The following is a 22,189-nucleotide window of genomic DNA, read 5'->3' as shown; positions in this document are numbered from 1 at the left end:
CGTACATTCAGGATGAACGCGTTATCGTTGACGACCTTCGCGAGCAGGCTCGCTCCTACAGGGAGCGGGCGAGTGCTGGTTGACCCAAGGCATCTGTGATGAAATGCGACCCCACTCTCGATCGCGCTCTAGAACCATCACTCGCCGTGAAACCCCGTCTGATTCGCCATCTGTTCCTGCCGCCGCTGATCATCGCCCTGATGATCGGACTGGGTTACATCGGCTTCTGGGTCAGTGAACACTACGGCATCCGCAACCTGGGCGAGAACGGCCAGCGTCAGCTGGAACTGCACGCCCGTGCGGTTGAAAGCGAAATCAGCAAGTACACCTACCTGCCCAGCCTGCTGGAACTGGAAACCAGCGTTTCGCAGTTGCTGGCCGACCCGACCCCGGAACACCGACAAACGGTCAACGAATATCTTGAGGGCCTGAACCGGCGCAGCCGCAGTCGGGCTATCTATGTGATGGACACCACCGGTCGCGTCATGGCCACCAGTAACTGGCGCGATGTCGACAGTTACCTGGGTGAAGACCTGTCCTTCCGCGCTTATTTCCAAAACGCCGTGCGCGGCCAGCCAGGAAGGTTCTACGGCATCGGCAGCACCAACGGCGAACCGGGTTACTACCTGGCCCACGGCCTGGAAGAACACGGCAAGATCATTGGCGTCGCGGTGGTCAAGGTTCGTCTCGAAGCCATGGAGGAACGCTGGCAACGGGCGCGACTGGAAGCTTTCGTCAGTGACGAAAACGGCATCATCATTCTTTCCAGCGATCCTTCGCGGCGCCTGAAGTCCGTGGTGCCTCTGAGCGAAGAAACCAAGGAAAAACTCGCCCGCAGCCTTCAGTACTACTGGTTCCCGCTCAACGAACTGCAACCACTGGCCCGGGAAACCCTGTCCGAAGGCGTGGAGAAACTCACCTTTCCCGCCAACAGCGAAGTGGTGTCCGACGATGAAAACATCAGTTATCTGTCGCAAACCCGCCAGTTGAACGATACCCCGTGGAATTTCACCCTGCTGACGCCGCTCCAGGATCTGCGCCGCGAATCGATCAATCAGGGGATTCTGGTGGCGGTGGTTTTTGGCCTCGTGGCCTTCCTGCTGATTGCCTGGAACGAGCGGCGTAAAGTGATCGCCACCCGCCTCGCCGCCCGGGAAGCCTTGCAGGAAGCCAACAACCAGCTGGAGCGTCGGATTACCGAACGCACCACCGACCTGCGCGCCAGCAACGAACGGCTCAAGGGTCAGATCCGCGAACGGCGCCACGCCGAAGAGACTTTGCGCCGCGCCCAGGACGAACTGGTACAGGCCGGCAAACTCGCGGCCATCGGCCAGATGTCCACCAGCATCGCCCACGAACTGAACCAGCCGTTGGCGGCGCTGCGCACCTTGTCCGGTAATACCGTGCGCTTCCTCGAACGCGGACAACTGGACGTAGCCAGCACCAACCTCAAGACCATCAATGAATTGATCGACCGCATGGGCCGCATCACCGCCAGCCTGCGTTCCTTTGCCCGACGCGGTGACGACAAGGGCCAGGCTTGCCTCGGCAAAGGTGTGGACGCAGCACTGCAGCTGCTCGGTGGTCGTGTGGAAAACACTAACCTGCAACTGCACCGCCACTTCGACGATGTGCAGGTGCAGATTGACCAGACCCGTCTGGAACAGATACTGGTCAACCTGATCGGCAATGCGTTGGACGCCATGCAGGCGCAACCGCAGCCGGAACTGTGGCTTGAAGGCGAAGCATTCGACGGCAAGTACCGCCTGCGGGTGCGCGATAACGGTCATGGCATTGATGCCGAGGCGCGCAAGCATTTGTTCGAACCCTTCTTTACTACCAAACCCGGCGAACAGGGCCTGGGCCTTGGCCTGACCCTTTCCGCGAGCCTGGCTGCCGCCACCGGCGGGCACTTGGGTGTCGAGCACCCGGCCAGTGGTGGAACCACCTTCGTCCTCAGTTTACCGTTGGTAAGCCCCCTTCCCGCCGAGCCAATATGAACAACGACCTTAGTGTATTGATCGTCGAAGACGACCCCCATGTGCTGCTCGGCTGCCAGCAGGCACTGGCCCTGGAAGACATTCCCTGCATTGGCGTGGGCAGTGCCGAAGAAGCCCTGGAGCGAGTCGGCGACAACTTTGCCGGCATCGTCATCAGCGACATCCGCCTGCCGGGCATCGACGGGCTGGAGTTGCTGGGGCGCCTCAAGGAACGTGATCGCAGCTTGCCGGTGGTGCTGATTACCGGCCACGGCGACATTTCCATGGCCGTCGGCGCCATGCAAAAAGGCGCCTACGACTTCATGGAGAAACCCTTCTCCCCCGAGCGCCTGGTGGACGTGGCCCGACGTGCGCTGGAACAACGCAGCCTGGCGCGGGAGGTCTCTTCGCTGCGCCGGCAATTGGCTGAGCGTGACTCCCTAGAAGGGCGGATCATCGGCCGGTCGCCAGCCATGCAGAACCTGCGCGAGTTGATCGCCAACGTCGCCGACACCTCGGCCAATGTGTTGATCGAAGGTGAAACCGGCACCGGCAAGGAACTGGTCGCCCGTTGCCTGCATGATTTCAGCCGTCGCCATACCAAACAGTTCGTGGCGCTGAACTGCGGCGGCTTGCCGGAAAACCTCTTCGAAAGCGAAATTTTCGGCCACGAGGCCAATGCCTTCACCGGCGCGGGAAAACGACGGATCGGCAAAATCGAACACGCCGACGGCGGCACGCTGTTCCTCGACGAAGTGGAAAGCATGCCTCTGCCCTTGCAGATCAAACTGCTGCGGGTATTACAGGAGCGCACCCTCGAACGCCTCGGTTCGAACCAGAGCGTGGCGGTGGATTGTCGTGTGATTGCGGCCACCAAATCCGACCTCGACCAATCGAGCAAGGCCGGCGAATTCCGCAGCGACCTGTATTACCGGCTCAACGTGGTGACCCTGGAACTGCCGCCGTTGCGCGAGCGCCGCGAAGATATCCTGCAACTGTTCGAACACTTCCTGCAGCAGTCATCCCTGCGTTTCGACCGTGCCGCGCCGGAACTGGACAACCAGACCCTGTCGAACCTGATGAGCCACGATTGGCCGGGCAACGTGCGCGAATTGCGCAACGTCGCCGAGCGCTTCGCCCTGGGCCTGCCGGCCTTCAAAAAATCGGGCACCAATGGTGGCGCTCAGGGCCTGGCGTTTGCCGAGGCCGTGGAAGCCTTCGAACGCAATCTGTTGAGCGATGCCTTGCAACGCAGCGGTGGCAACCTGACCCAGGCCAGCCAGGAACTGGGCATGGCCAAGACCACCTTGTTCGATAAGGTGAAGAAGTATGGACTGAGTCACTGACCCGCTGTAGGAGCTGCCGAAGGCTGCGATCTCTTGATCTTGCTTTTAAAAAATCAAAAGATCGCAGCCTCGTTTCACTCGACAGCTCCTACACAGCTCCTACAGAGGGATACGATTACAGGAGATTGCGATCGACCACCGGCTCGATCTGTGCCCAGTGCGAAGTGTCTTCGCGGTGCTCTCGCAAATAGGGCAACACTGCCGCCAGCAACGGCGCCTTGAATGCCTCCTGGAATCGATGGGCCAACCCCGGAATCAACTTCAACTGACTGCCGCGCAAATGCGCCGCCAGATGCACGCCATGCATCACCGGCAACAGCGGATCGGCCGTGCCATGCACCACCAGCGCCGGCACACGCAGCTGATTGAGCAGCGCCACACGACTTGGCTCTGCCAGGATCGCCATGATCTGACGCTTCACGCCCTCGGGATTGAACGCCCGGTCATAAGACTGCGCCGCTTGCTGCAACAGCGCCTGTCGATCATCAATGACCATCGGACTGCCCAACGCCGCCAGCAAGTCGGCCTGTTGCTCCAGAGCCACTTCACGATTGGGCGCACCACGACGCGAGAGCAATTGCACCAGCGCCGCACTCGGTGCAGGCAAGCCTTCAGCGCCAGAAGTGGTCATGATCAAGGTCAGGCTTTCAACCCGCTGCGGCGCCATGGCCGCCATATGCTGGGCAATCATCCCGCCCATGCTCGCGCCCAGCACGTGAAATTGCTCGATGTGCAACGCATCCATCAAGCCCAGGCCATCGCTCGCCATATCCGTCAGCGAGTACGGTGCCGAAACGGGTAGGCCGAGTTTGTAGCGCAGCACCTCGAACGTCAGGTTGGCCTCGACCGGTGCCTGGCGCCACGTCGACAGGCCGACATCCCGATTGTCATAGCGAATCACCCGAAAACCCTGCTGACACAGCGCGACCACCACCTCGTCGGGCCAGTGAATCAACTGCCCGCCCAGGCCCATCACCAGCAACAACGCCGGATCAGACGCGCGACCAATGCTCTGGTACGCCAGGCTCACCTGATCCAGATCGACCCGTTCGGTCGGCACATTGACGTCACACCGAGACGCCGCAAAAGTCGGAAGGTTGAACAACAGCGCGCCCAGAAAAGCCGCTGCCGATAAAAATCTTGCGCACATGAAAAACACCGAAACGCAGAACCCCAGTAGAGCGCGAGTCTGATGAAGTTTGTTCAAGCGCGCTGCCACACTTCCATGACAGTTTGATGAAGGGTGCCGAGCGGTCATCCGGGCTCACGCGGCAGCGTGCGATAACTATGTACCACCACCCCCCTCTTCGACCGACCTCTAATGGCCCTGACCCAGTCACCCATTGGAGCCCATCTTCATGCTCGACGAATCACTCGCAACACCGACCGCAATACCCACCGACTTCGGCCTCGTCCATCCATTGCCCGCAAACACGAACGACAGCCTGTACCTGAGCGCTTCGGCGCGCTGCAACGATTGCCGTGATCAGTGGCTTGCGCTCATGGCGCAGCACCCGCAAACGCCGTTGAACACCGACTGGTGGCAGGCCCGTGCGCGGGGCACGGATGTGTCACGCAAAGCACAGGCTATTAGCTTGTATTGCCAGCATTTCGAGGCGTCCTGCCACCTGGCATTCGCCGAAGGTACATTGAATGCCGAACAGATCAAAGTCCTGCTGGACCTGGTCAATCCACCAGCGCAAGCAACAACAAGCGATGTGCTGTTTTACGTCGAAACGCTCTCGTTCGAGGGCGCCAGCGGTCAGTCCGCCCAATTGCCGGGCGCATTGGTCATCACCCGCAATACCGACCAACCGGTTACGCAGATGCTGTATCTGCCGTCTCGACAAGTGCCCTGGATGACATTTGAAGGTCGCAACAGCATGGAGGACTGGTTGATCCAGCAGCCGCAACTGCTTGAGCAACTTGCTCCGCAAGCCAGCAGCGTCAGGGTCAATTACACCGCGCTCGACAAACCTGAGCTGACGAAAAGCGCCGAATCCCTGTTGGCGCGTTTAGCCACGCCTGCCGCCGACCGGCAACGCTTTCAAACGGTTTTTGCCTCAACTGCTGACCTTCCAATGCCGGAGGCAAACGATGACATTGCCCTGTTTGGCCAACTGAGCCCCGACATTCCATTCGGCCTGCGGCACAGCGCGGTGCGGCAGCAGCAAGCGGCGCTGCAGAGCCTGCCGGGGCTGGACTCTCAAGGTGCCCCCGACGGTCCAGCCCTGCAACGGCTGCAAGAGCGATTCGACGCACTGCGAGCTGCAGAGCAGGCCAGCACCGACGCAGCCAGCGCGCTGCTGAACACAGACAATGCACAGCAGTTACTGGAACTGCGTCACAAGAAAGGGCCGCATTACGCCGCACTTCATCAGGCGCGCCTGAGCGGCCTGCGTGCCGAAGCCGACCTCCAGTTGACTCTGAATCAGATCAGCAGCGATGAACAACGGTTGATCACCACGGTGCTCGATGCTCCCGATCAAGCTCGACCGGCCGATGTGGTGGTCGCGCGACTGGAACTGTCATCGACTGACAGCGAAGGTGACACCACGACTACCCAGACCCAGGAGCTGGATGGCGTATTGGTTTTTGCCCGTCCATCAGCGTTGCTGCCATCGGCCACCGACAGTCTGTTGCTCTACTGGCCAGGACGTTTCGGTGGCCTGCAACGGTTCGCTTCACGCCAGGCGCTGGAGCAGAAGTTGTTCAGGTTGTCGGCCTATGACAATGCGCGAACGCTGCAGCTCTTGCCGCTGGCTGGCAACCCGTTCGAGTACGCCTTGCAAATTCAGCTTCACAGTTGTGTGCAGCAAGTTGTGCACATCATTACCACCAAGCCACTTTCCTCCCATGCCGTCCAACGGGCGGTGGAACTGGATAATCTGCGCGAACAGACCCTCGCCCGCCTGACCGTCCCGAACCCAGCCGCGCGGGAGCTGGCCTTCGCACAAATCCTCGAGCAAGTCCGCAGCGCCAAGCTGGCAACAGGATTGCCCTCGTCGCTAAACGCACTGTCCACTGCTCAACGCGACCGACTCAAAGCACTGTTCACCTCCTACATCGCGGCGATGAAGCGCTCCCAGCAATTGCTTGAACGGGATCTGCCGCTGCGTGAGTCCTTCAGCAAAAAGGCGATCGACACCCGTCTGCGTAAAGACTTCGCGCTCACGCAAAACGTTGAGGTGCTGCTGGACATCCCCGACACCACCAGCTGGCGAAAAGAAGTAATTGCGGGTGCGGCACCCGGTACGCCGCAAAAAAATGTACTGGTACCCAGCCAGCAACGCAGCAAGTTGACCCTCGCCGAACTGGCGCAAAGCAATATCGATCAAGACATGTGGAATCGCCTGTCGTTGATGCAGGTCGAAGTCAGCGGCGCTGATGCGGGGCAGCGGCTGAAGGTGAAAACCGGTATCACCCTGGATTACTTGCGCAAACTGGTCACCGAGCTGGATCTGGCCGGGAAATATGAAACGCTGATCCGCGAGACCTTCCTTGGCACCCAGGCAGCTTCGGTGTTCAGCAAGGAATATCGACAGGAATGCCTGAGCGAGCCATGGCGCTTGATGCTGGAGTTGCAAGGCGAATTCGCCGTGCTGGCCAAACACATCGATGACGCCGGCTGGCAGGTGCTGCAGATCGCAAGCAATGCCAGCAGCCGTGAAGCCTATACCGCCAACGGCAAGCGCATCGCCTTGTTGCCGGCACACCTGTCGGCGGGGGGAAAAGACACGCCGGGTGAAGGGCCGAGTACGTTGTCCGGCGTTACCTTTATCGTCGAGCAAATCAGCGGCCTGACTCTGCTTTATATGCCCGACAGCCCGGACGGAATCTTTGTGCGGCAGTTCAAAAGCCTGGAACAGGCCAGGATGAGCCTGTTCAACCAAAGCCTGCACAGCACGATGGTCGACTACCTGGCCGGTCGCGCCTTGACGGGGGAATTTGCCCACCATGTCAGCCGGATCAACCAGGCCCGGCTGAAAAAGTTCGATGCGCTGATCGGCGTCGGCGCAGCCTGGCCGGCCACCACGTCCTTGGCCGCACACCTGCTCAACGTTCACATGGGCCGCCTGCTGGAAGCGCATCGCACGACATCGCGCTCCAACGATGCCTTGTATCTGGAGCACGTCGCACTGCGCTCCGGCGCCATGTTCAACTATCTGAAAATGGCGCTGGGCGTAGTGCCCTTCGTCGGTACCGTCATTGCCCTGTACGACGCCTGGAACAGCGCCAACCTGGCGGTCGCGGCCTTCCTGCGTGGTGATGTCGGTCATGGCCTGGCCGAAGTGGAAGCCGTGCTGCTGTCTTTGATCGACGCCGCCATGGACGTTCTTCCCAGCGTCGGCGTAGCTACCGGCGCAGCTCAAGCCGCCACTCGCGGCCGCCAATTGCGCACGATGACAAAAATGCCAGGGGCCTTTCAGGTATCGACGCCACAACAGGCCAGACATGCCCTCGAGCGCTTCAGGGGCTATGAATTCGAGCGCGACATTTCCCTCACCGACCTGCAACCTGGCCGCGAAGGTATTTATCGCAACGTTTATCGTCACGCCGACGGCGATTTCATGATCAGCAACGGGCGCGTCTACCAAATAGAACTGAGGACCAATCCCCATCAGTGGCGCTTGAGCGGTACTTCGACGCGCCTCTACAAACAACCCATCGCGATGGATGAAACCGGCAACTGGAACACTCACTACGCGGTGTACGGCACCGTGACAGCGGACGGTGGAGCCGGTGGCGGCGCAGTACTGGGGCACATGGCCGATGGCCTGGACCCGCTCTGGCCCGCCGCCATTCGGCGTTGGCTGCCGCGCTGGTGGACGGATCGTGCCTTGCGTCGCCAGTTGACACTGACCAATACGGCCGAAGCCTATAGTCGAAGGCTCGACACCCAAACCCACAACGGCAACAGCACCCTGGAACACTATTTCGGGCAACCGCGAAATCAGCGTCAGCCCCTGCGGGCCGGTGCCGAGACCGTCTGCGCGAATGACATCGAGCTTGCCCAGACCCTTTACCTGAATCTGGAAGAGCTGATGTCATTCAGTCATGGTCGCAAGCGCGCGCAGATCGAAGACATTCAAAGTCGTTGCGCCTGGATCATCGTCGACCGCTCGTTACGAAAAACCAGCCTGACTCAAGACCGCATGCTGGAATACCTGGACCGTATCGATCAGCTGATTGCCCGCTCGGATACCACACCGGTCAACGATATCGCTCCCCACCTGCAACTGATGGCGCAACGCAAGGAGGTACGCAACGCCTTCCTCACGGATCTGGATCAGCTTCGCGCCATTTCCGAAGACGCGAACCGATGGAACCGGAGGATCACCAACCGCACACAAAAATCGAAAATGGCGCTGGATATGGCGACCTTGAACGAAAAGGTCAACGACGCCAATCACCATTACCTCAAGACTGCGCATACGCTGGAGGTCATTAGCCGCTATGAGGCAGTGGACGATCTGTCCTGGGCTTACTTTCACGTGCAGTTGAAAATGGCACGGACCAAGCTCGGCCGCGCCCTGCTGACTCAATATCAACTGCCACAAGTGCGTGCAAGCTTCACCCAGCGCAACAAAGTGCTCGAAGACTGCCTCGCGGTTTACGCCGAGTTTCGCCGTAACCTCAATGCCTGGTCACTAGGTTATCCACAACATCTGGACCTGGAGCAGGTTGGCACTTTTCTCGACAGCCTGGAACAGATGGAAGAGCTCGCCCGTAAGGGCATCAAGAACCGGACAACCGTCGCGCCAAACGAGGGACGCTCAGCAAAACAATTGTTCGAGACCGAAGACAACCTGCTGCTGATCGGCGAAGCCAGTACCGATACCGTGACCAAACAACAGCGTTTCACGCTTGAAGGTGTCGATGGCCGCACAGAAACCTGGCTGCCCCGCTCCAGCGGTAAATACCACCTCAGCGAACCTGCAATTACGACGCAACCGGAGCTACCCGGCGATGTCAGGCCCATGCTGGCGGAAGCACGCAAACGCCTTGGCGAAGTCGATACCTACCAAAGCAAAGTCGAAGGCCACGCACGCCGAGATATGTTGCCCAGCGACCTTGAGCACATGATGAGCAGCGAAGCCACAGAACTGACCACCCGCGCCCAAAACATCGAACGGTTGTCGCCCGAGGAACCGATCGTTATGCAATTGCGCACTCGCGCGGCTGAATTGACGCGCGCCGGACGCACACTGCGAATCGAGCAGACCCTGAACAGCAGAACGCCGACTGAGGGGTATCTGGACTACCTTCTGGAGCAAAAGAGGGTGGACATTCGCAAGGAGGGTGGCTTGCGGGACTTGGGCAAACGCCCGGATGGACGCAGGGATTTTCTACAGGAGTATGAAGTGCGCGATCTGAGCCGAAAGCCTGCGCAAACCCTTTGGTACGCGCACTTTCACTACACCTCGGCCAAGCCCGCATTCAACGACTTCGTCAAAGGTCATCTGAAATTGCCGGAGCAACGCAACCTCGGTTTGAAATGGCAGCAGGCTGAGGCCAACAGCGGGGCAGCATTCGTGCCGATCTGGCGCGGCGATATTGGCAAGCCGTTTGGGGTCAAACACTTCTCCGGACTCTGAAAACACAAAACCCTGTAGGAGCGAGCTCGCTCGCGAAAAATCAGAGAGCGCCGCGTGGTGTCTGGATGCCAGCGTTATCGTTGACGTCCTTCGCGAGCAAGCTCGCTCCTACAGGGGAAGTGTTCAGGCCAATTGACTGCGTAGCTGTCTGGCTGCCGCCACCATATTGACCAGCGCCGCTTCGGTCTCAGGCCAGGCGCGGGTTTTCAGGCCGCAATCGGGGTTGACCCACAAGCGCTCGGCCGGAATGCGCTGAACGGCTTTGCTCATCAGCCTGACCATCTCGGTGGTGTCCGGCACCCGTGGCGAGTGGATGTCATAGACGCCCGGGCCAATGTCGTTCGGGTAGTCGAACGCTTTGAAAGCCTCCAGCAACTCCATGTCCGAACGCGAGGTTTCAATGGTGATCACGTCGGCATCCATGGCGGCGATGGCCTCGATCACGTCGTTGAATTCGCTGTAGCACATGTGGGTATGGATCTGGGTTTCGTCACGTACGCCACTGGCGCTTAAGCGGAACGCTTGCACCGCCCAATCCAGGTACTCCTGCCATTGCGCACGACGCAACGGCAAGCCTTCGCGGAACGCTGCTTCGTCGATCTGTACGATCTTGATACCGGCGGCTTCCAGGTCCACCACTTCGTCACGCAAGGCCAGCGCCAGCTGCTGCGCCTGGACTTTGCGCGACACATCTTCACGCGGGAACGACCACATCAACATCGTCACGGGCCCGGTGAGCATGCCCTTCATGACCTTGTCGGTCTGGCTTTGCGCATAGGTGATCCAGTCGACCGTCATGGCTTTCGGACGGCTCAGGTCGCCGTAGATGACTGCCGGTTTTACACAACGCGAACCATAGCTCTGCACCCAGCCAAAGCGGGTGAACAGATAGCCGTCCAGTTGCTCGGCGAAGTACTCGACCATGTCGTTGCGTTCGGCTTCACCGTGTACCAGCACGTCCAGACCCAGGCACTCCTGAGTCTGCACCGCATGGCGGATTTCGTGACGCATGGCGTCGTTGTAATCATTGGCCGACAACTTGCCTTGCTTGAAGGACTGCCGAGCCAGACGGATCGAAGCGGTCTGGGGGAACGAGCCGATGGTGGTGGTCGGGAACACCGGCAGTTTCAAGCGCGCGTGCTGTTGCTCGATGCGTTGGGAAAACGGCGACTGGCGCTGGCTGCCCTTGGCATCGATAGCGTTGATACGCGCCTGCACATCGGCTTTATGAATACGTGAGGACTGTGCGCGGCCGGCGGCAATGGCGCGGCTCTCAGTGAGTGCTGCTTGTACTGCGGGTGCCTGCGGATCGTTCAGGGCATCGCGCAGTACAGCGATTTCGCCACACTTTTGCACGGCGAATGCCAGCCAGCTTTTCAGTTCCGGATCGAGTTTGTCTTCGCGCTCCACATCCACCGGGCTGTGCAACAGCGAGCAGGAACTGCTGACCCACAAGTTGTCGCCAAAACGCTCCTGGGCAAATTGCAGTTGTGCCAGAACAGGCTCCAGCTCGCAGCGCCACACGTTGCGACCATTGACCAGGCCCACCGAGAGAATCTTGTAGGTCGGCAGGCGATCGAGCACATGCAGCAGTTGGTCAGGCGCACGCACCGCGTCGATGTGCAGACCTTGCACCGGCAGGCCCACCGCCAGGCCCAGATTGTCTTGCAGGCCGCTGAAGTAAGTCGCCAGCAGTTTTTTCAGCGGCGAATACTGGAGGATGTGGTAGGCGCGTTCGAAGGCGTTTTTCCATTCCTGCGGCAGGTCGAGGGTCAGGATCGGTTCGTCGATCTGCACCCACTCCACGCCTTGGGCAGCGAGGCGGCCGAGGATTTCGTTGTACACCGGCAGCAAGCGTTCCAGCAGGTCGAGCTTGTCGAAGTCATTGCCTTTGACCTTGCCCAGCCACAGGTAAGTCAGTGGGCCGATGATCACCGGCTTGACGTCATGACCGAGCGCACGGGCTTCTTCGACTTCGTCGAACAGTTGTTCCCAGCTCAACTTGAACTGTTGGTCCGCACTGAATTCCGGGACCAGGTAGTGATAGTTGGTGTCAAACCACTTGGTCAGCTCCTGGGCGTATTGCACTTTGTCGTGTGAACCGCCGCAGCAGCTCGCGGTGGCGCCACGGGCCATGGCGAACAGCGTGTCGAGGGTCGGCAGGCCACGCTCGTCCCGGGTGCTGTCGAAGCGCTCGGGGATCACGCCGAAGGTCAGGGAGTGAGTCAGCACCTGGTCGTACCAGGCGAAGTCGCCGACCGGCAGCAAATCGATGCCAGCGTCTTTCTGCAACTGCCAGTGGGTGGCGCGCAATTGACGGCCCACGTTGTTCAGCGCGCTCTGGTCGATGTCGCCCTTCCAGTAGGACTCGAGGGCTTTTTTCAGTTCGCGGTCGGCGCCGATGCGTGGGAAGCCGAGAGTGTGGGCCAGTGCCATGGTGAAGTTTCTCCATAAAAGATGGCGCTATTGTCGACAGTCAACCCAACATGAGACAAACTCAACCTTTTCGTGTTGATCACAAGTTTTCCTCATGGAGCCCCTTCGGTGCTTGAAATCCGTCACCTCAAGACCCTGCACGCCTTGCGCGAAGCCGATAGCCTGGTGGACGCGGCCGACCGCCTGCATCTGACCCAATCGGCGCTGTCCCACCAGTTCAAGGAACTGGAGGAGCGCATGGGCATGCCGCTGTTCGTGCGCAAGACCAAACCGGTGCGCTTCACCAGCGCCGGTTTGCGCCTGCTGCAACTGGCCGACGCCACCCTGCCGTTGCTGCGCGCCGCCGAACGTGACATCGCTCGCCTGGCCGGTGGCACCGCCGGGCGCTTGCACATGGCCATCGAATGCCACAGTTGCTTCCAGTGGCTGATGCCAACCATCGACCAGTTCCGCGACGCCTGGCCGGAAGTCGAGCTGGACCTGGCTTCTGGCTTCTCCTTCGCCCCACTGCCGGCCTTGGCCCGCGGTGACCTGGATCTTGTGGTGACTTCCGACCCTGTGGATCTGGTCGGGATCACTTACGTGCCGTTGTTCACCTACGAGGCGATGCTTGCAGTGGCCAACCAGCACCGCTTGGCGAGCAAGCCCTACATCGTCCCGGAAGATCTGCTCACCGAAACCTTGATCACCTACCCGGTAGAACGCGACCGGCTGGACATCTTCACCCGCTTTCTGGAACCGGCCGATATCGAACCGGCGCAAGTTCGCACTTCGGAACTCTCGGTGATGATGATGCAACTGGTGGCCAGCGGTCGTGGCGTGTGCGGCATGCCCCATTGGGCACTGCATGAATACAGTTCACGGGGTTACGTGAAGGCCAAGCGACTGGGCGAGAAAGGTTTGTTCGCGACGCTGTACGCGGCCATTCGGGCGGACATGCTGGATGCGCCGTACATGCGCGACTTTCTGCTGACGGCGAAGGACACATCGTTTTCGACGCTGGATGGGGTTAGCGCGGTTCGCTGAAAACCTGTGCCTACAGGGGATTGTCAGATCGTTCCCACGCTCTGCGTGGGAATGCCTCAACGGACGCTCCGCGTTCGGCTTTTGATTGGGACGCAGAGCGTCCCGGGCTGCGTTCCCACGCAGAGCGTGGGAACGATCAACTGTTGTCCCTTAGATCTCGCGCCACATGTGAACTTTGTCGAAGTATTCCTCACCCACCCGCACCGCCATCGGCTCCAGGCCAAACTGGATGAAACCGCAGCGTTGATACAGGTTCAGCGCGGCATCGTTGCCGGCGGTGACGGTCAGTTTGATCAGGCGCAACCCCTGATGATTCCGAGCCTCGGCCAACGCCGCCTGGACCAGTTGATAACCCACCCCACGCTCACGGACTGTCGGCGAAACGTACATGCCGAACAGCGTCGTCTTGTGCCTGGCCTTTTCCCGAGGTTCGAACGCCAGCCCGACAATACCCGCCAACTGGCCCGCTTCGAACGCGCCGAGTACCACATCTAGCTTGTCGGTCAGGCGCGACTCCCACCAGCTCAGCGGCATCGCTGCGCGTTCGCGCACGCTCGAGGTGAAGGCCTGCGGGTGCAGGTCGTAGGCTTCGAGCATCAACGCCCGATACGCCAGGGCATGGTTGGCATCCAACCGCTCGATCCACATGCTCAGGCCATCCGTTTCTGCTCAAGCATCAACCGCAGCGCCAGCGCCGACAGCACGAAGCCCATGAAATAGCGCTGCAAGGCCAGCCAGGTCGGGTTGTTGACGAACCACGAGGCGATGCCTGCGGCAAATATCGCGATCAGCAGGTTGACGCTGAAACTGACGCTGATCTGGGTCAGGCCCAGCACAATGCTTTGGGTGAACACCGAACCGTGTTCGGGCGTGATGAACTGCGGAAACACCGACAGGTAGAACACCGCGATTTTCGGGTTCAGGGCGCTGGTCAGAAAACCCATGGTAATCAGCTTGCGCGACGAGTCCGGCGGCAGTTGCTGAGCTTCGAAGGGCGAGCGCGCACCAGGTTTGACCGCTTGCCAGGCCAGCCACAACAAGTACAGCGCGCCAGCCCACTTCAACACTTCATAAACCATCGGCACCGCCAAAAATACCGCGGTCAAACCCGCTGCAGCGGCGAACAGATGAACGAAAAACCCGCCGACCACGCCCAGCAAAGAGGTCACTCCCGCCTTGCGCCCCTGGCAGATCGAACGGGAGATCAGGTAAATCATGTTCGGCCCCGGCGTGAGCACCATCAGCAATGCGGCGGCGGCGAAAATCAGCAGGTCCTGAAGCGGGATCATGGCGAAGTCCTTTGCGTGAATGATCAAGCGGTCGCGGTCAGCGAAGCTCGATAAAACGGCAGGATCAGGTCCCGTGTCAATGGCGCCAAATGGACGTTGCCGTCAGTCGCCGGATCGATCCACAGCACTTCTTCGATCTCGGCGGCCGGGGTGACCTCGGCATCGATGCTCAGCAGAAAGATTTCGGCCTTGACGACATACCCGGGTTCGTTGGCTGCTGGGGCAGAAAATTGCCCGAGGAAGGCAGCCTGGCGCGTATCGATGACCAGCCCCAATTCTTCTTCCAGCTCACGGGCCAGCGCGTGGACGGGCAACTCATGGGCTTCGATCTTCCCGCCGGGCTGCATGAACGCCGTGGTGCCGCGTTTGCGCACCAGCAGGGTTCGGCCGTCAGGACCGATCAACAGGGCGGCGGCGATGTGGATAAGTGCAGGGTTGGACGTGGACATGAACCGGGCCTTCGACTCAAAAGCGGCAAGGATCACACGCCTGCCGCGTCCGATCAAAGACCACGCCAGGATGTGTGTCGTTCACAACCTTTGCATCCTCAGGAAATCCCTGTGGGAGCTAGCCTGCTAGCAATAGGGGCTTCACATTCAAAGAAAATGTCGAATATGCCGCCGTCATCGCTAGCAGGCTAGCTCCCACACTGTTTTTCGGTTGATTGCAGATTCTGTGACCGACCCATGACCACTGTGGGAGCCTGCAATACCTTCGTGTAAATGTCGTGGCCGACGAAATACGTTTTAATGGCCAGCTCGAAAGCGATCGCACACTGTCCTGTTGCGCCAGCGTCTACCCTGTGAGATTCAGCGACTGCTCCAGCAAGGATCCAGTCAGAACTGCTTTGATTTTTCTGCAGGCACAAAATGCCTGACCGAATCCGAACCCAAGGAAACCGTATGAGCCTGTCACTCCTGAGCCGCTACGCCTTCTTTGCCGCCTGTGTGATCTTTACCCTCGCCAGCCTGCCTTTCCTCGAACATGACTGGCTCTGGCCAATCACCGCCGTCACCGGCGTGCTGAGCCTGATCGGCGTGTTCGATCTGCTGCAAAGCCCCCACGCGGTACGCCGCAACTACCCGATCCTGGGCAACATTCGCTATCTGGTCGAAGGCATTCGCCCGGAGATCCGCCAGTACCTGCTCGAATCCGACAGCGATGCCCTGCCCTTCTCCCGCGCCCAGCGTTCGCTGGTGTATTCCCGGGCCAAGAACGAAAGCGCCGACAAGCCCTTCGGCACGCTGATCGACGTGTATCAGTCGGGCTTCGAATTCATCGGCCACTCCATGCGCCCGGCGCCCTTGAGCGACCCGAACAGTTTCCGTGTGACCGTCGGCGGGCCACAGTGCACACAACCGTACAGCGCGTCTGTGTTCAACATCTCGGCCATGAGTTTCGGCTCGCTCAGCGCCAACGCCATTCGTGCATTGAACCAGGGCGCCAAACTCGGCAACTTCGCCCATGACACCGGCGAAGGCAGCATCAGCCCTTATCACCGCGAACACGGCGGTGACCTGACCTGGGAGCTCGGCAGTGGCTACTTCGGTTGCCGCACCGCCGACGGCCGCTTCGATCCCGAACGCTTTGCCGCACAAGCGCAGACGCCGCAAGTGCGGATGATCGAAATCAAGATGAGCCAGGGTGCAAAACCCGGTCACGGCGGGATCCTGCCCAAGCACAAAGTCACCCGCGAAATCGCTGAAACCCGCGGCATTCTGATGGGCGAAGACTGTGTTTCACCTTCACGCCACACGGCGTTCTCCACACCGATCGAAATGATGCACTTCATCCAGCAATTGCGTGAGCTGTCCGGTGGCAAACCGGTGGGGTTCAAATTCTGTCTGGGTCACCCGTGGGAATTCATGGGCATTGCCAAGGCCATGCTGGAAACCGGAATCCTGCCGGACTTCATCGTTATCGATGGCAAGGAAGGCGGCACCGGCGCCGCGCCCGTGGAGTTCACCGACCACATCGGCGTACCGATGCGCGAGGGCCTGTTGTTCGTGCACAACACCCTGGTCGGCCTGAACCTGCGGGACAAGATCAAGCTGGGCGCCAGCGGCAAGATTGTCAGCGCCTTCGACATCGCCAGCGTCCTGGCCATCGGTGCCGACTGGGCCAACGCGGCGCGTGGCTTCATGTTCGCCATCGGCTGCATCCAGTCGCAAAGCTGCCACACCAACAAATGCCCGACCGGTGTCGCCACCCAGGACACCTTGCGCCAGCGCGCGCTGGTGGTCCCGGACAAGGCCCAGCGCGTCTACAACTTCCACCGCAACACCCTCAAGGGCCTGGCGGAAATGCTCGCTGCAGCGGGTCTTGAACATCCATCGCAGCTATCGGCCAAGCATCTGGTACGGCGCATGTCGGCGACCGAGATCAAGCTGTTTTCGCAGCTGCATGTGTTTTTGAAACCGGGGGAATTGCTGACCGGTGAAGTCAATGGCGAGTTCTACTCGCGGATGTGGCAGATGGCGCGGGCGGACAGCTTTGAGCCCAACGAAGAGGTTGCTGCCTGACCCTGACGGCCCCGACAGGGCGCTTCACCAACGAAGCGACTTGATCGGGGCCGGCTCCTTGAAGACGATAAAACCGTAATCGCCTATCAGGTAGATCCGGTAGTACTGACTGTCCACCAGCGGTGAATATCCCTGGTATCCAACCCGCGTGGCATTGCGCCGCTCCCTTTCCGCCACCACGTTGGTGATGCCGACTTTCGGCAGATTCTCGGCCAGCATGTAAAAGTCGACATTGAGCAGATAGTGCAACACCGGCATGCGCTTGAAGGTACCCGCCGCCCCTGCCAGCCAATGATCGGAATAGGTCACGGACATGTAAATGCGCTTGGCGTCGCGCAGCGGCTGCTGGCTGGCGATGTCGTGTCCCAGGCTGAACAATGCGCTGGTGGCGAAGGTTTTCTGCACCGTCAGCACTCGCCCATACGCGAACGAAATCGACAGTATGGCCAACAGCGGCACCATCAATAACAGCGGCAATCGCTCATGCACGGACGCCAGCGCCAGATGGCTCAAATAGAACAGCAGCACCAGCAACACCGCAAACCCCATCAAGGTTCGGGCGCCTTCGTTGAAATCGCGAAACAACAGGGCAATGCCGGACACCAATACCACCACGGCCGGCACCGTCAGCAAACACAGAAGGCCGATCAGGCATTTCCTCGCCCCACTGTCTTCACGCTCCACCACATTGATGCCAAGGCCCACAGCACCGGCAATGGCGCACAACAACAGCCCGGCGAACACCCAGACAAAACCGCCGTGGAATAGCAGCACGACTTTTTCCAGTACACGGTCGATGTTGGTATGGATTTGCAACCAGGGCTGCGCCGCCAGGTTCAACATCGAGGCGCGGCCCCGGCCCATGAATGGCAGGGCGCTGACACAGTAGATCAACCCACCCAAAACGATCTGGGCAAACTTCCAGCCAATCAAACCGCGCCACTCGGGCCAGGCCAATTTGTCATGGACGGCCCTCAGCACTTCCAGGCAACACAGGCCCAGAAAGACATTGAGGCTCACCTGATACAACCCCAGCGCCAGCGCAAGGAGGAAGGACGGCACCAGCCATTGAACACTGCGCCGTGGGTGGCGAAAGGTGATCGCATAAATCACCGCGACAACGCTCAACGCCATGGGCGCGCCGTCATATTGATAAGACAGATTTTGCAGGAAGAACGGGTTGTACCAGAGCGGCAGCAGGACCATGCAGCACGCGAGGGTCGGCTGACGGAAGTAATGAAAGGTCAGGCTGGTCAGCGCAAAGGCCATGGCCAGCGTGGCGATCAACAATGGCAATGGAAAGATGTTCGGCGCTGCATCAGTGAAGGTCAGCGCGTTGAAGAACAGTTGTGCGAACAACCGGCCCTGTTCGGCCCAGGCCATGCCGGCCGACAGCGAGCGCCAGTTGTCGTCGATGTAGGGATAGTCGGCCAGGATCAGGGGCAAGACGTACAGAAGCGTCGCCAGCAGGAAAAACAGCCAGACCTGCCGTCGCCCCAATTCCTTGATAAAGAAATCGCTGAAGCGGCTCATGTCAGCGCTCGTGCCGGTCTTTGCCGCCAACGATGTCTTTGACTACATAACGCGGGCGATGCTTGGCCTCGATGTAAATCCGGCCGACGTACTCACCGAGGATGCCGATGCCGATCAGTTGCACGCCGCCAAGAAACAGAATGGCGGTCATCAGCGACGGGTAACCCGGCACGCTGTTACCGAAGAAAATCTTGTCCAGCACCATGTACACCGCGTACAGCACGGCAAAGATCGACACAGCGCCTCCCACGTAAGTCCATAACCGCAACGGCACGGTGCTGAACGAGGTCACGCCTTCCAGCGCCAGGTTCCACAATTTCCAGCCGTTGAACTTGCTGTTGCCCGCGACGCGTCCGGGGCGTTCGTACTCCACCACCACCGTGTTGAATCCAGCCCACGACAGCACGCCTTTCATAAACAACTGGTGTTCGGGCAGCGAACGGATCACATCGACCACCTTGCGGTCCATGAGCCGGAAATCGCCGACGTTTTCTTCGATTCGGGTATACGAGATACGGTTGAGCACATGGTAGAAAATCGATGCGCTGTGGCGCCTGAGGTAACTGTCGGCGGATCGACTTCGACGCTTGGCAAGCACCACATCGGCGCCTTTTTGCCATTGTTCGATCAACTGCGGGATGACGCTGATCGGGTCTTGCAGGTCGACGTCCATCGGGATCACCGCGTCGCCCGTGGCATATTCCAGGCCGGCGAACAGTGCCGGCTCCTTGCCGAAGTTGCGCGAGAAATTGATCAGCATGACTTGATCGTCCGCTTGCGCCAGGGCCGCGGCCTGCTCAGCCGTGCGGTCGGAACTGCCATCGTTGATGAACACGATCTCGACCTCGGCGTCGCCCAGTTTCAACTCACGCCGCACCGCTTGATAAAACAGGTTGATCGCCTGTTCTTCATTAAATACCGGGACGATGAGCGAAACCTTCATACGCCACGCTCGCGAAACACCACGTACTTGGAAAACAGGAAGCCGAGCACCAGGCTCAGCGCTGAAAACAGCACGACGGTCAGCAGACCATGCAACCGCCAAAAATCACCGGCATAGCCGACGCCATAGCTCAACGCGCCCATCGCCGCCATGAACAACAGGTAGCCACCCACCGACGCCTTGCTGTCGAAGGTGTAGAGCGCGTTCATGTAGAAGGAAAAAGAGGCGGCAACACAAAATGCCGACAGATTGCTGACAGCCTGACTGAAGCCGCCTGCCACGCTGAGCAGGAAAAAGATCTGCCAGTGAATAAGGGTGTTGGCGACCCCGATCACCGTATAGCTGGACAGCCCCCGCCATAAATGTCTCATGCTGACGATCCTTTACTGGAACGTTGCGACTTCCTAAGTATTTGAGCTTGTCTACTGTCAGAAATCGCAGGCTCGCGTGCCTTTCGGACCAGCGGTAATCGCCCTGGAGCCATGCCAGGAGACATTCCGAAATACCCAGGTTTTGCAATTGAGGACGAATCAGTCCACCCTGCGCGCCGCCGATGAGCGGCGTGTAACCTATGGCCCCTTCGACCACTCCTTTGTTCAATACCGTTTACGAGCCTGCCGTCATGACGTTAGCGCGCGATCACCGGATCGACTTTTTTCGCGGTCTGGCACTGATCTTCATTTTCTGGGATCACGTGCCCCACAACCCTTTGGGTTTAATCACCTTGCGTAACTTCGGCTTCAGCGACGCGGCCGAGGTTTTCGTGTTCCTGGCCGGTTACGCCGCCGTCCTCGCCTACGGCAAAGTCCTGGCGCGAGAAGGCTTTCTGATCACCTGCGTAAAAATCCTGCGCCGGGCCTGGGTCCTGTATGTGGTGCACATCTTCTTGCTGGCCATGCTGATGGGCATCGTGTTCTTCGCCAACAGCCATGTGGAAACCCGTGATCTGGTGGAAGAAATGGGCATGCACCACTTCATCAGCGACCCGCAACAGGCCTTGATCGATGAACTGCTGTTGCGCTTCAAACCAAACCTGATGGACCCGCTGCCGCTGTACATCGTGTTGCTGGCGGGCCTGCCGCTGGTGTTGCCCTTGCTGGTGCGCAAAGCCTGGGTGGTGGTGGCGATGTCTTTGGCGTTGTACCTGATGGTGCCGTTGGCCGGCTGGAACCTGGCCGCGATCAAGGACGGCGTGTGGTACTTCAATCCCGTCGCCTGGCAGCTGCTGTTTATCCTCGGCGGCGCAGCGGCGATTCACTCACAGCGCCCACGCGTGCCCGAGATCCGGCCATTGATGCGTCAGCCGCTGTTCGTCACGGCGGCGATCTACGTTGTGCTCGCCGGGGTACTGGCTGTCTTGTGGCGTTGGCCGCAGATTCATGACGCGCTGATACCGTCGGGCTTGCGCGATCTGATCTATCCGATCAGCAAGACCAACCTGTCGCCCGTTCGTCTGCTGCACTTTCTGGCGCTGGCCTACGTCACCGCAAAACTGCTTCCCGATACGGGCTGGACGCAAAACTGGCTGGCGCAGCAAAGTTGTCGAATGGGGCGGTTTTCGCTGGAAATTTTCTGCTTGGGCGTGCTGCTCGCGCCGTTGGCGGACATGGTCAATGCCATGACCGACGATGCTTTCGCCATGCAGATCTTCACCGCGCTGGTGGGCGCCGGGTTGATGGCTTTGCTGGGGGCGTGGCTGGAGTTCAACAAGCGTTTGAATCGGCCGAGGCAGGTGGTGTCGGCCTGAAATCGGGGAGTCCCCCGAAACCCTTGTGGGAGCGAGCCTGCTCGCGATGGTTTTTGTCAGGCGACTGGTTTTTTGGATTTGGGTACATATCCGTTTCTGCGGTAACGGCCGCTTATGGTTTCGCTCTTACAGCGACTCACTTTTCCAAACGCCGAAAAGTAAGCAAAAGGCTTTTCCCCTTTCGTACGGCACCTCGCCTAGGCTCGGTGTTCCCTCGCTACGGTGCCCATCCGGGGGCATCGCCTCCGGTTTGCTGCGCTGCACCTCCTCTCGATGTGTGCGGCTTCGCCACACGGCGCTACGCGCCTAACCCCCGGATGAACACCTACGCTCGGCCTGCCGAGGGGGCAAAAGATCAAAAGCAAGATCAAAAGCCAGAGCCAGAGCACGCTTTTCCTGTAGGAGCGGAGCTTGCCCGCGAAAAACATCCAGACACCGCGTTTATTCAGGCAGCCAGCGTCATCGTTAACGTCCATCGCTGCGATGCGGCGGCCCGACAAGCCTGGTCCTACAGGGTTTGCGTGTGCATTTAGATCGTAGGTACAACCCAAATCCGTAAGAGCCGGCTTGCTGGCGATAGCTTTTGGTCAGGCGACGGTTTTTTTGGATTTGGGTACATATCCATTGCTGCGGTAACGGCCGCTGGCGGTTTCGCTCTTACAGCGACTCACTTTTCCAAACGCCGAAAAGTAAGCAAAAGGCTTTTCCCCTTTCGTACGGCACCTCGCCTAGGCTCGGTGTTCCCTCGCTACGGTGCCCATCCGGGGGC

Annotated in this window: 14 protein-coding genes; 6 read left to right on the top strand and 8 right to left on the bottom strand. The window is 59.7% G+C overall.

The window, feature by feature from the left end; genetic code table 11:
* Positions 1 to 98: 98 nt before the first annotated feature.
* On the top strand, positions 99 to 2,000 hold the full coding sequence (locus tag ACRESJ_RS01685) for a sensor histidine kinase (RefSeq protein ID WP_431756336.1): 1,902 nt from the start codon (positions 99 to 101) through the stop codon (positions 1,998 to 2,000).
* Positions 1,997 to 3,325 carry a sigma-54-dependent transcriptional regulator gene (locus ACRESJ_RS01680; protein ID WP_431756335.1) on the top strand — a complete coding sequence of 443 codons (1,329 nt, stop codon included), beginning with the start codon at positions 1,997 to 1,999 and terminating at the stop codon, positions 3,323 to 3,325. The genes ACRESJ_RS01685 and ACRESJ_RS01680 overlap by 4 nt, the downstream gene beginning before the upstream one ends.
* 115 nt (positions 3,326 to 3,440) lie before the next feature.
* Here the strand turns inward: ACRESJ_RS01680 and ACRESJ_RS01675 are convergent, their stop codons facing one another.
* Positions 3,441 to 4,475 carry an alpha/beta fold hydrolase gene (locus tag ACRESJ_RS01675; protein WP_431756373.1) on the bottom strand — a complete coding sequence of 345 codons (1,035 nt, stop codon included), beginning with the start codon at positions 4,473 to 4,475 and terminating at the stop codon, positions 3,441 to 3,443.
* A gap of 208 nt (positions 4,476 to 4,683) precedes the next feature.
* Between ACRESJ_RS01675 and ACRESJ_RS01670 the strand changes: the two genes are divergently transcribed.
* A complete protein-coding gene (locus ACRESJ_RS01670) occupies positions 4,684 to 9,924 on the top strand; it encodes a dermonecrotic toxin domain-containing protein (protein WP_431756334.1) in 5,241 nt (1,746 codons plus the stop codon).
* 123 nt (positions 9,925 to 10,047) lie between these two features.
* Here ACRESJ_RS01670 and metE read toward each other — a convergent pair whose 3' ends face one another.
* On the bottom strand, positions 10,048 to 12,360 hold the full coding sequence (gene metE / locus ACRESJ_RS01665; RefSeq protein WP_431756333.1) for a 5-methyltetrahydropteroyltriglutamate--homocysteine S-methyltransferase: 2,313 nt from the start codon (positions 12,358 to 12,360) through the stop codon (positions 10,048 to 10,050).
* A 108-nt stretch (positions 12,361 to 12,468) separates the two neighbouring features.
* Between metE and metR the strand changes: the two genes are divergently transcribed.
* Entirely contained in the window at positions 12,469 to 13,386 is a 918-nt protein-coding gene (gene metR / locus ACRESJ_RS01660; RefSeq protein ID WP_431756332.1) for a transcriptional regulator MetR, read from the top strand.
* 150 nt (positions 13,387 to 13,536) lie between these two features.
* Here metR and ACRESJ_RS01655 read toward each other — a convergent pair whose 3' ends face one another.
* Genes ACRESJ_RS01655 through ACRESJ_RS01645 form a run of 3 tightly spaced genes read right to left on the bottom strand, consistent with a single transcriptional unit; the run spans position 13,537 to position 15,124 of the window.
* Positions 13,537 to 14,034: an N-acetyltransferase family protein gene (locus ACRESJ_RS01655; protein WP_431756331.1), complete on the bottom strand. Its 498-nt coding sequence runs from the start codon at positions 14,032 to 14,034 to the stop codon at positions 13,537 to 13,539.
* A 2-nt stretch (positions 14,035 to 14,036) separates the two neighbouring features.
* Entirely contained in the window at positions 14,037 to 14,675 is a 639-nt protein-coding gene (locus ACRESJ_RS01650; RefSeq protein WP_431756330.1) for a LysE family translocator, read from the bottom strand.
* A 23-nt stretch (positions 14,676 to 14,698) separates the two neighbouring features.
* Positions 14,699 to 15,124: an NUDIX hydrolase gene (locus ACRESJ_RS01645; protein WP_431756329.1), complete on the bottom strand. Its 426-nt coding sequence runs from the start codon at positions 15,122 to 15,124 to the stop codon at positions 14,699 to 14,701.
* 453 nt (positions 15,125 to 15,577) lie between these two features.
* On the opposite strand from ACRESJ_RS01645, the gene ACRESJ_RS01640 reads away from it, so the two are divergent.
* Positions 15,578 to 17,197 carry an FMN-binding glutamate synthase family protein gene (locus ACRESJ_RS01640; RefSeq protein WP_431756328.1) on the top strand — a complete coding sequence of 540 codons (1,620 nt, stop codon included), beginning with the start codon at positions 15,578 to 15,580 and terminating at the stop codon, positions 17,195 to 17,197.
* A gap of 24 nt (positions 17,198 to 17,221) precedes the next feature.
* Here the strand turns inward: ACRESJ_RS01640 and ACRESJ_RS01635 are convergent, their stop codons facing one another.
* The 3 genes from ACRESJ_RS01635 to ACRESJ_RS01625 are packed head-to-tail and all read right to left on the bottom strand — an operon-like array spanning position 17,222 to position 20,044.
* Positions 17,222 to 18,730 carry a glucosyltransferase domain-containing protein gene (locus ACRESJ_RS01635; protein WP_431756327.1) on the bottom strand — a complete coding sequence of 503 codons (1,509 nt, stop codon included), beginning with the start codon at positions 18,728 to 18,730 and terminating at the stop codon, positions 17,222 to 17,224.
* Position 18,731: 1 nt separating this feature from the next.
* Positions 18,732 to 19,673, bottom strand: a complete 942-nt coding sequence (locus tag ACRESJ_RS01630; RefSeq protein WP_431756326.1) for a glycosyltransferase family 2 protein — start codon at positions 19,671 to 19,673, stop codon at positions 18,732 to 18,734.
* On the bottom strand, positions 19,670 to 20,044 hold the full coding sequence (locus ACRESJ_RS01625; protein ID WP_431756325.1) for a GtrA family protein: 375 nt from the start codon (positions 20,042 to 20,044) through the stop codon (positions 19,670 to 19,672). The genes ACRESJ_RS01630 and ACRESJ_RS01625 overlap by 4 nt, the downstream gene beginning before the upstream one ends.
* 251 nt (positions 20,045 to 20,295) lie before the next feature.
* On the opposite strand from ACRESJ_RS01625, the gene ACRESJ_RS01620 reads away from it, so the two are divergent.
* Complete coding sequence (locus ACRESJ_RS01620; RefSeq protein ID WP_431756324.1) at positions 20,296 to 21,420, top strand: OpgC family protein; 1,125 nt, start codon at positions 20,296 to 20,298, stop codon at positions 21,418 to 21,420.
* Positions 21,421 to 22,189: the final 769 nt, after the last annotated feature.

The organism is Pseudomonas sp. (genome assembly GCF_050739655.1).
Taxonomy (GTDB): Bacteria; Pseudomonadota; Gammaproteobacteria; order Pseudomonadales; family Pseudomonadaceae; genus Aquipseudomonas.
The sequence above is the reverse complement of the archived record's forward strand: the minus strand, read 5'-3'. Positions and strand labels throughout refer to the sequence as shown.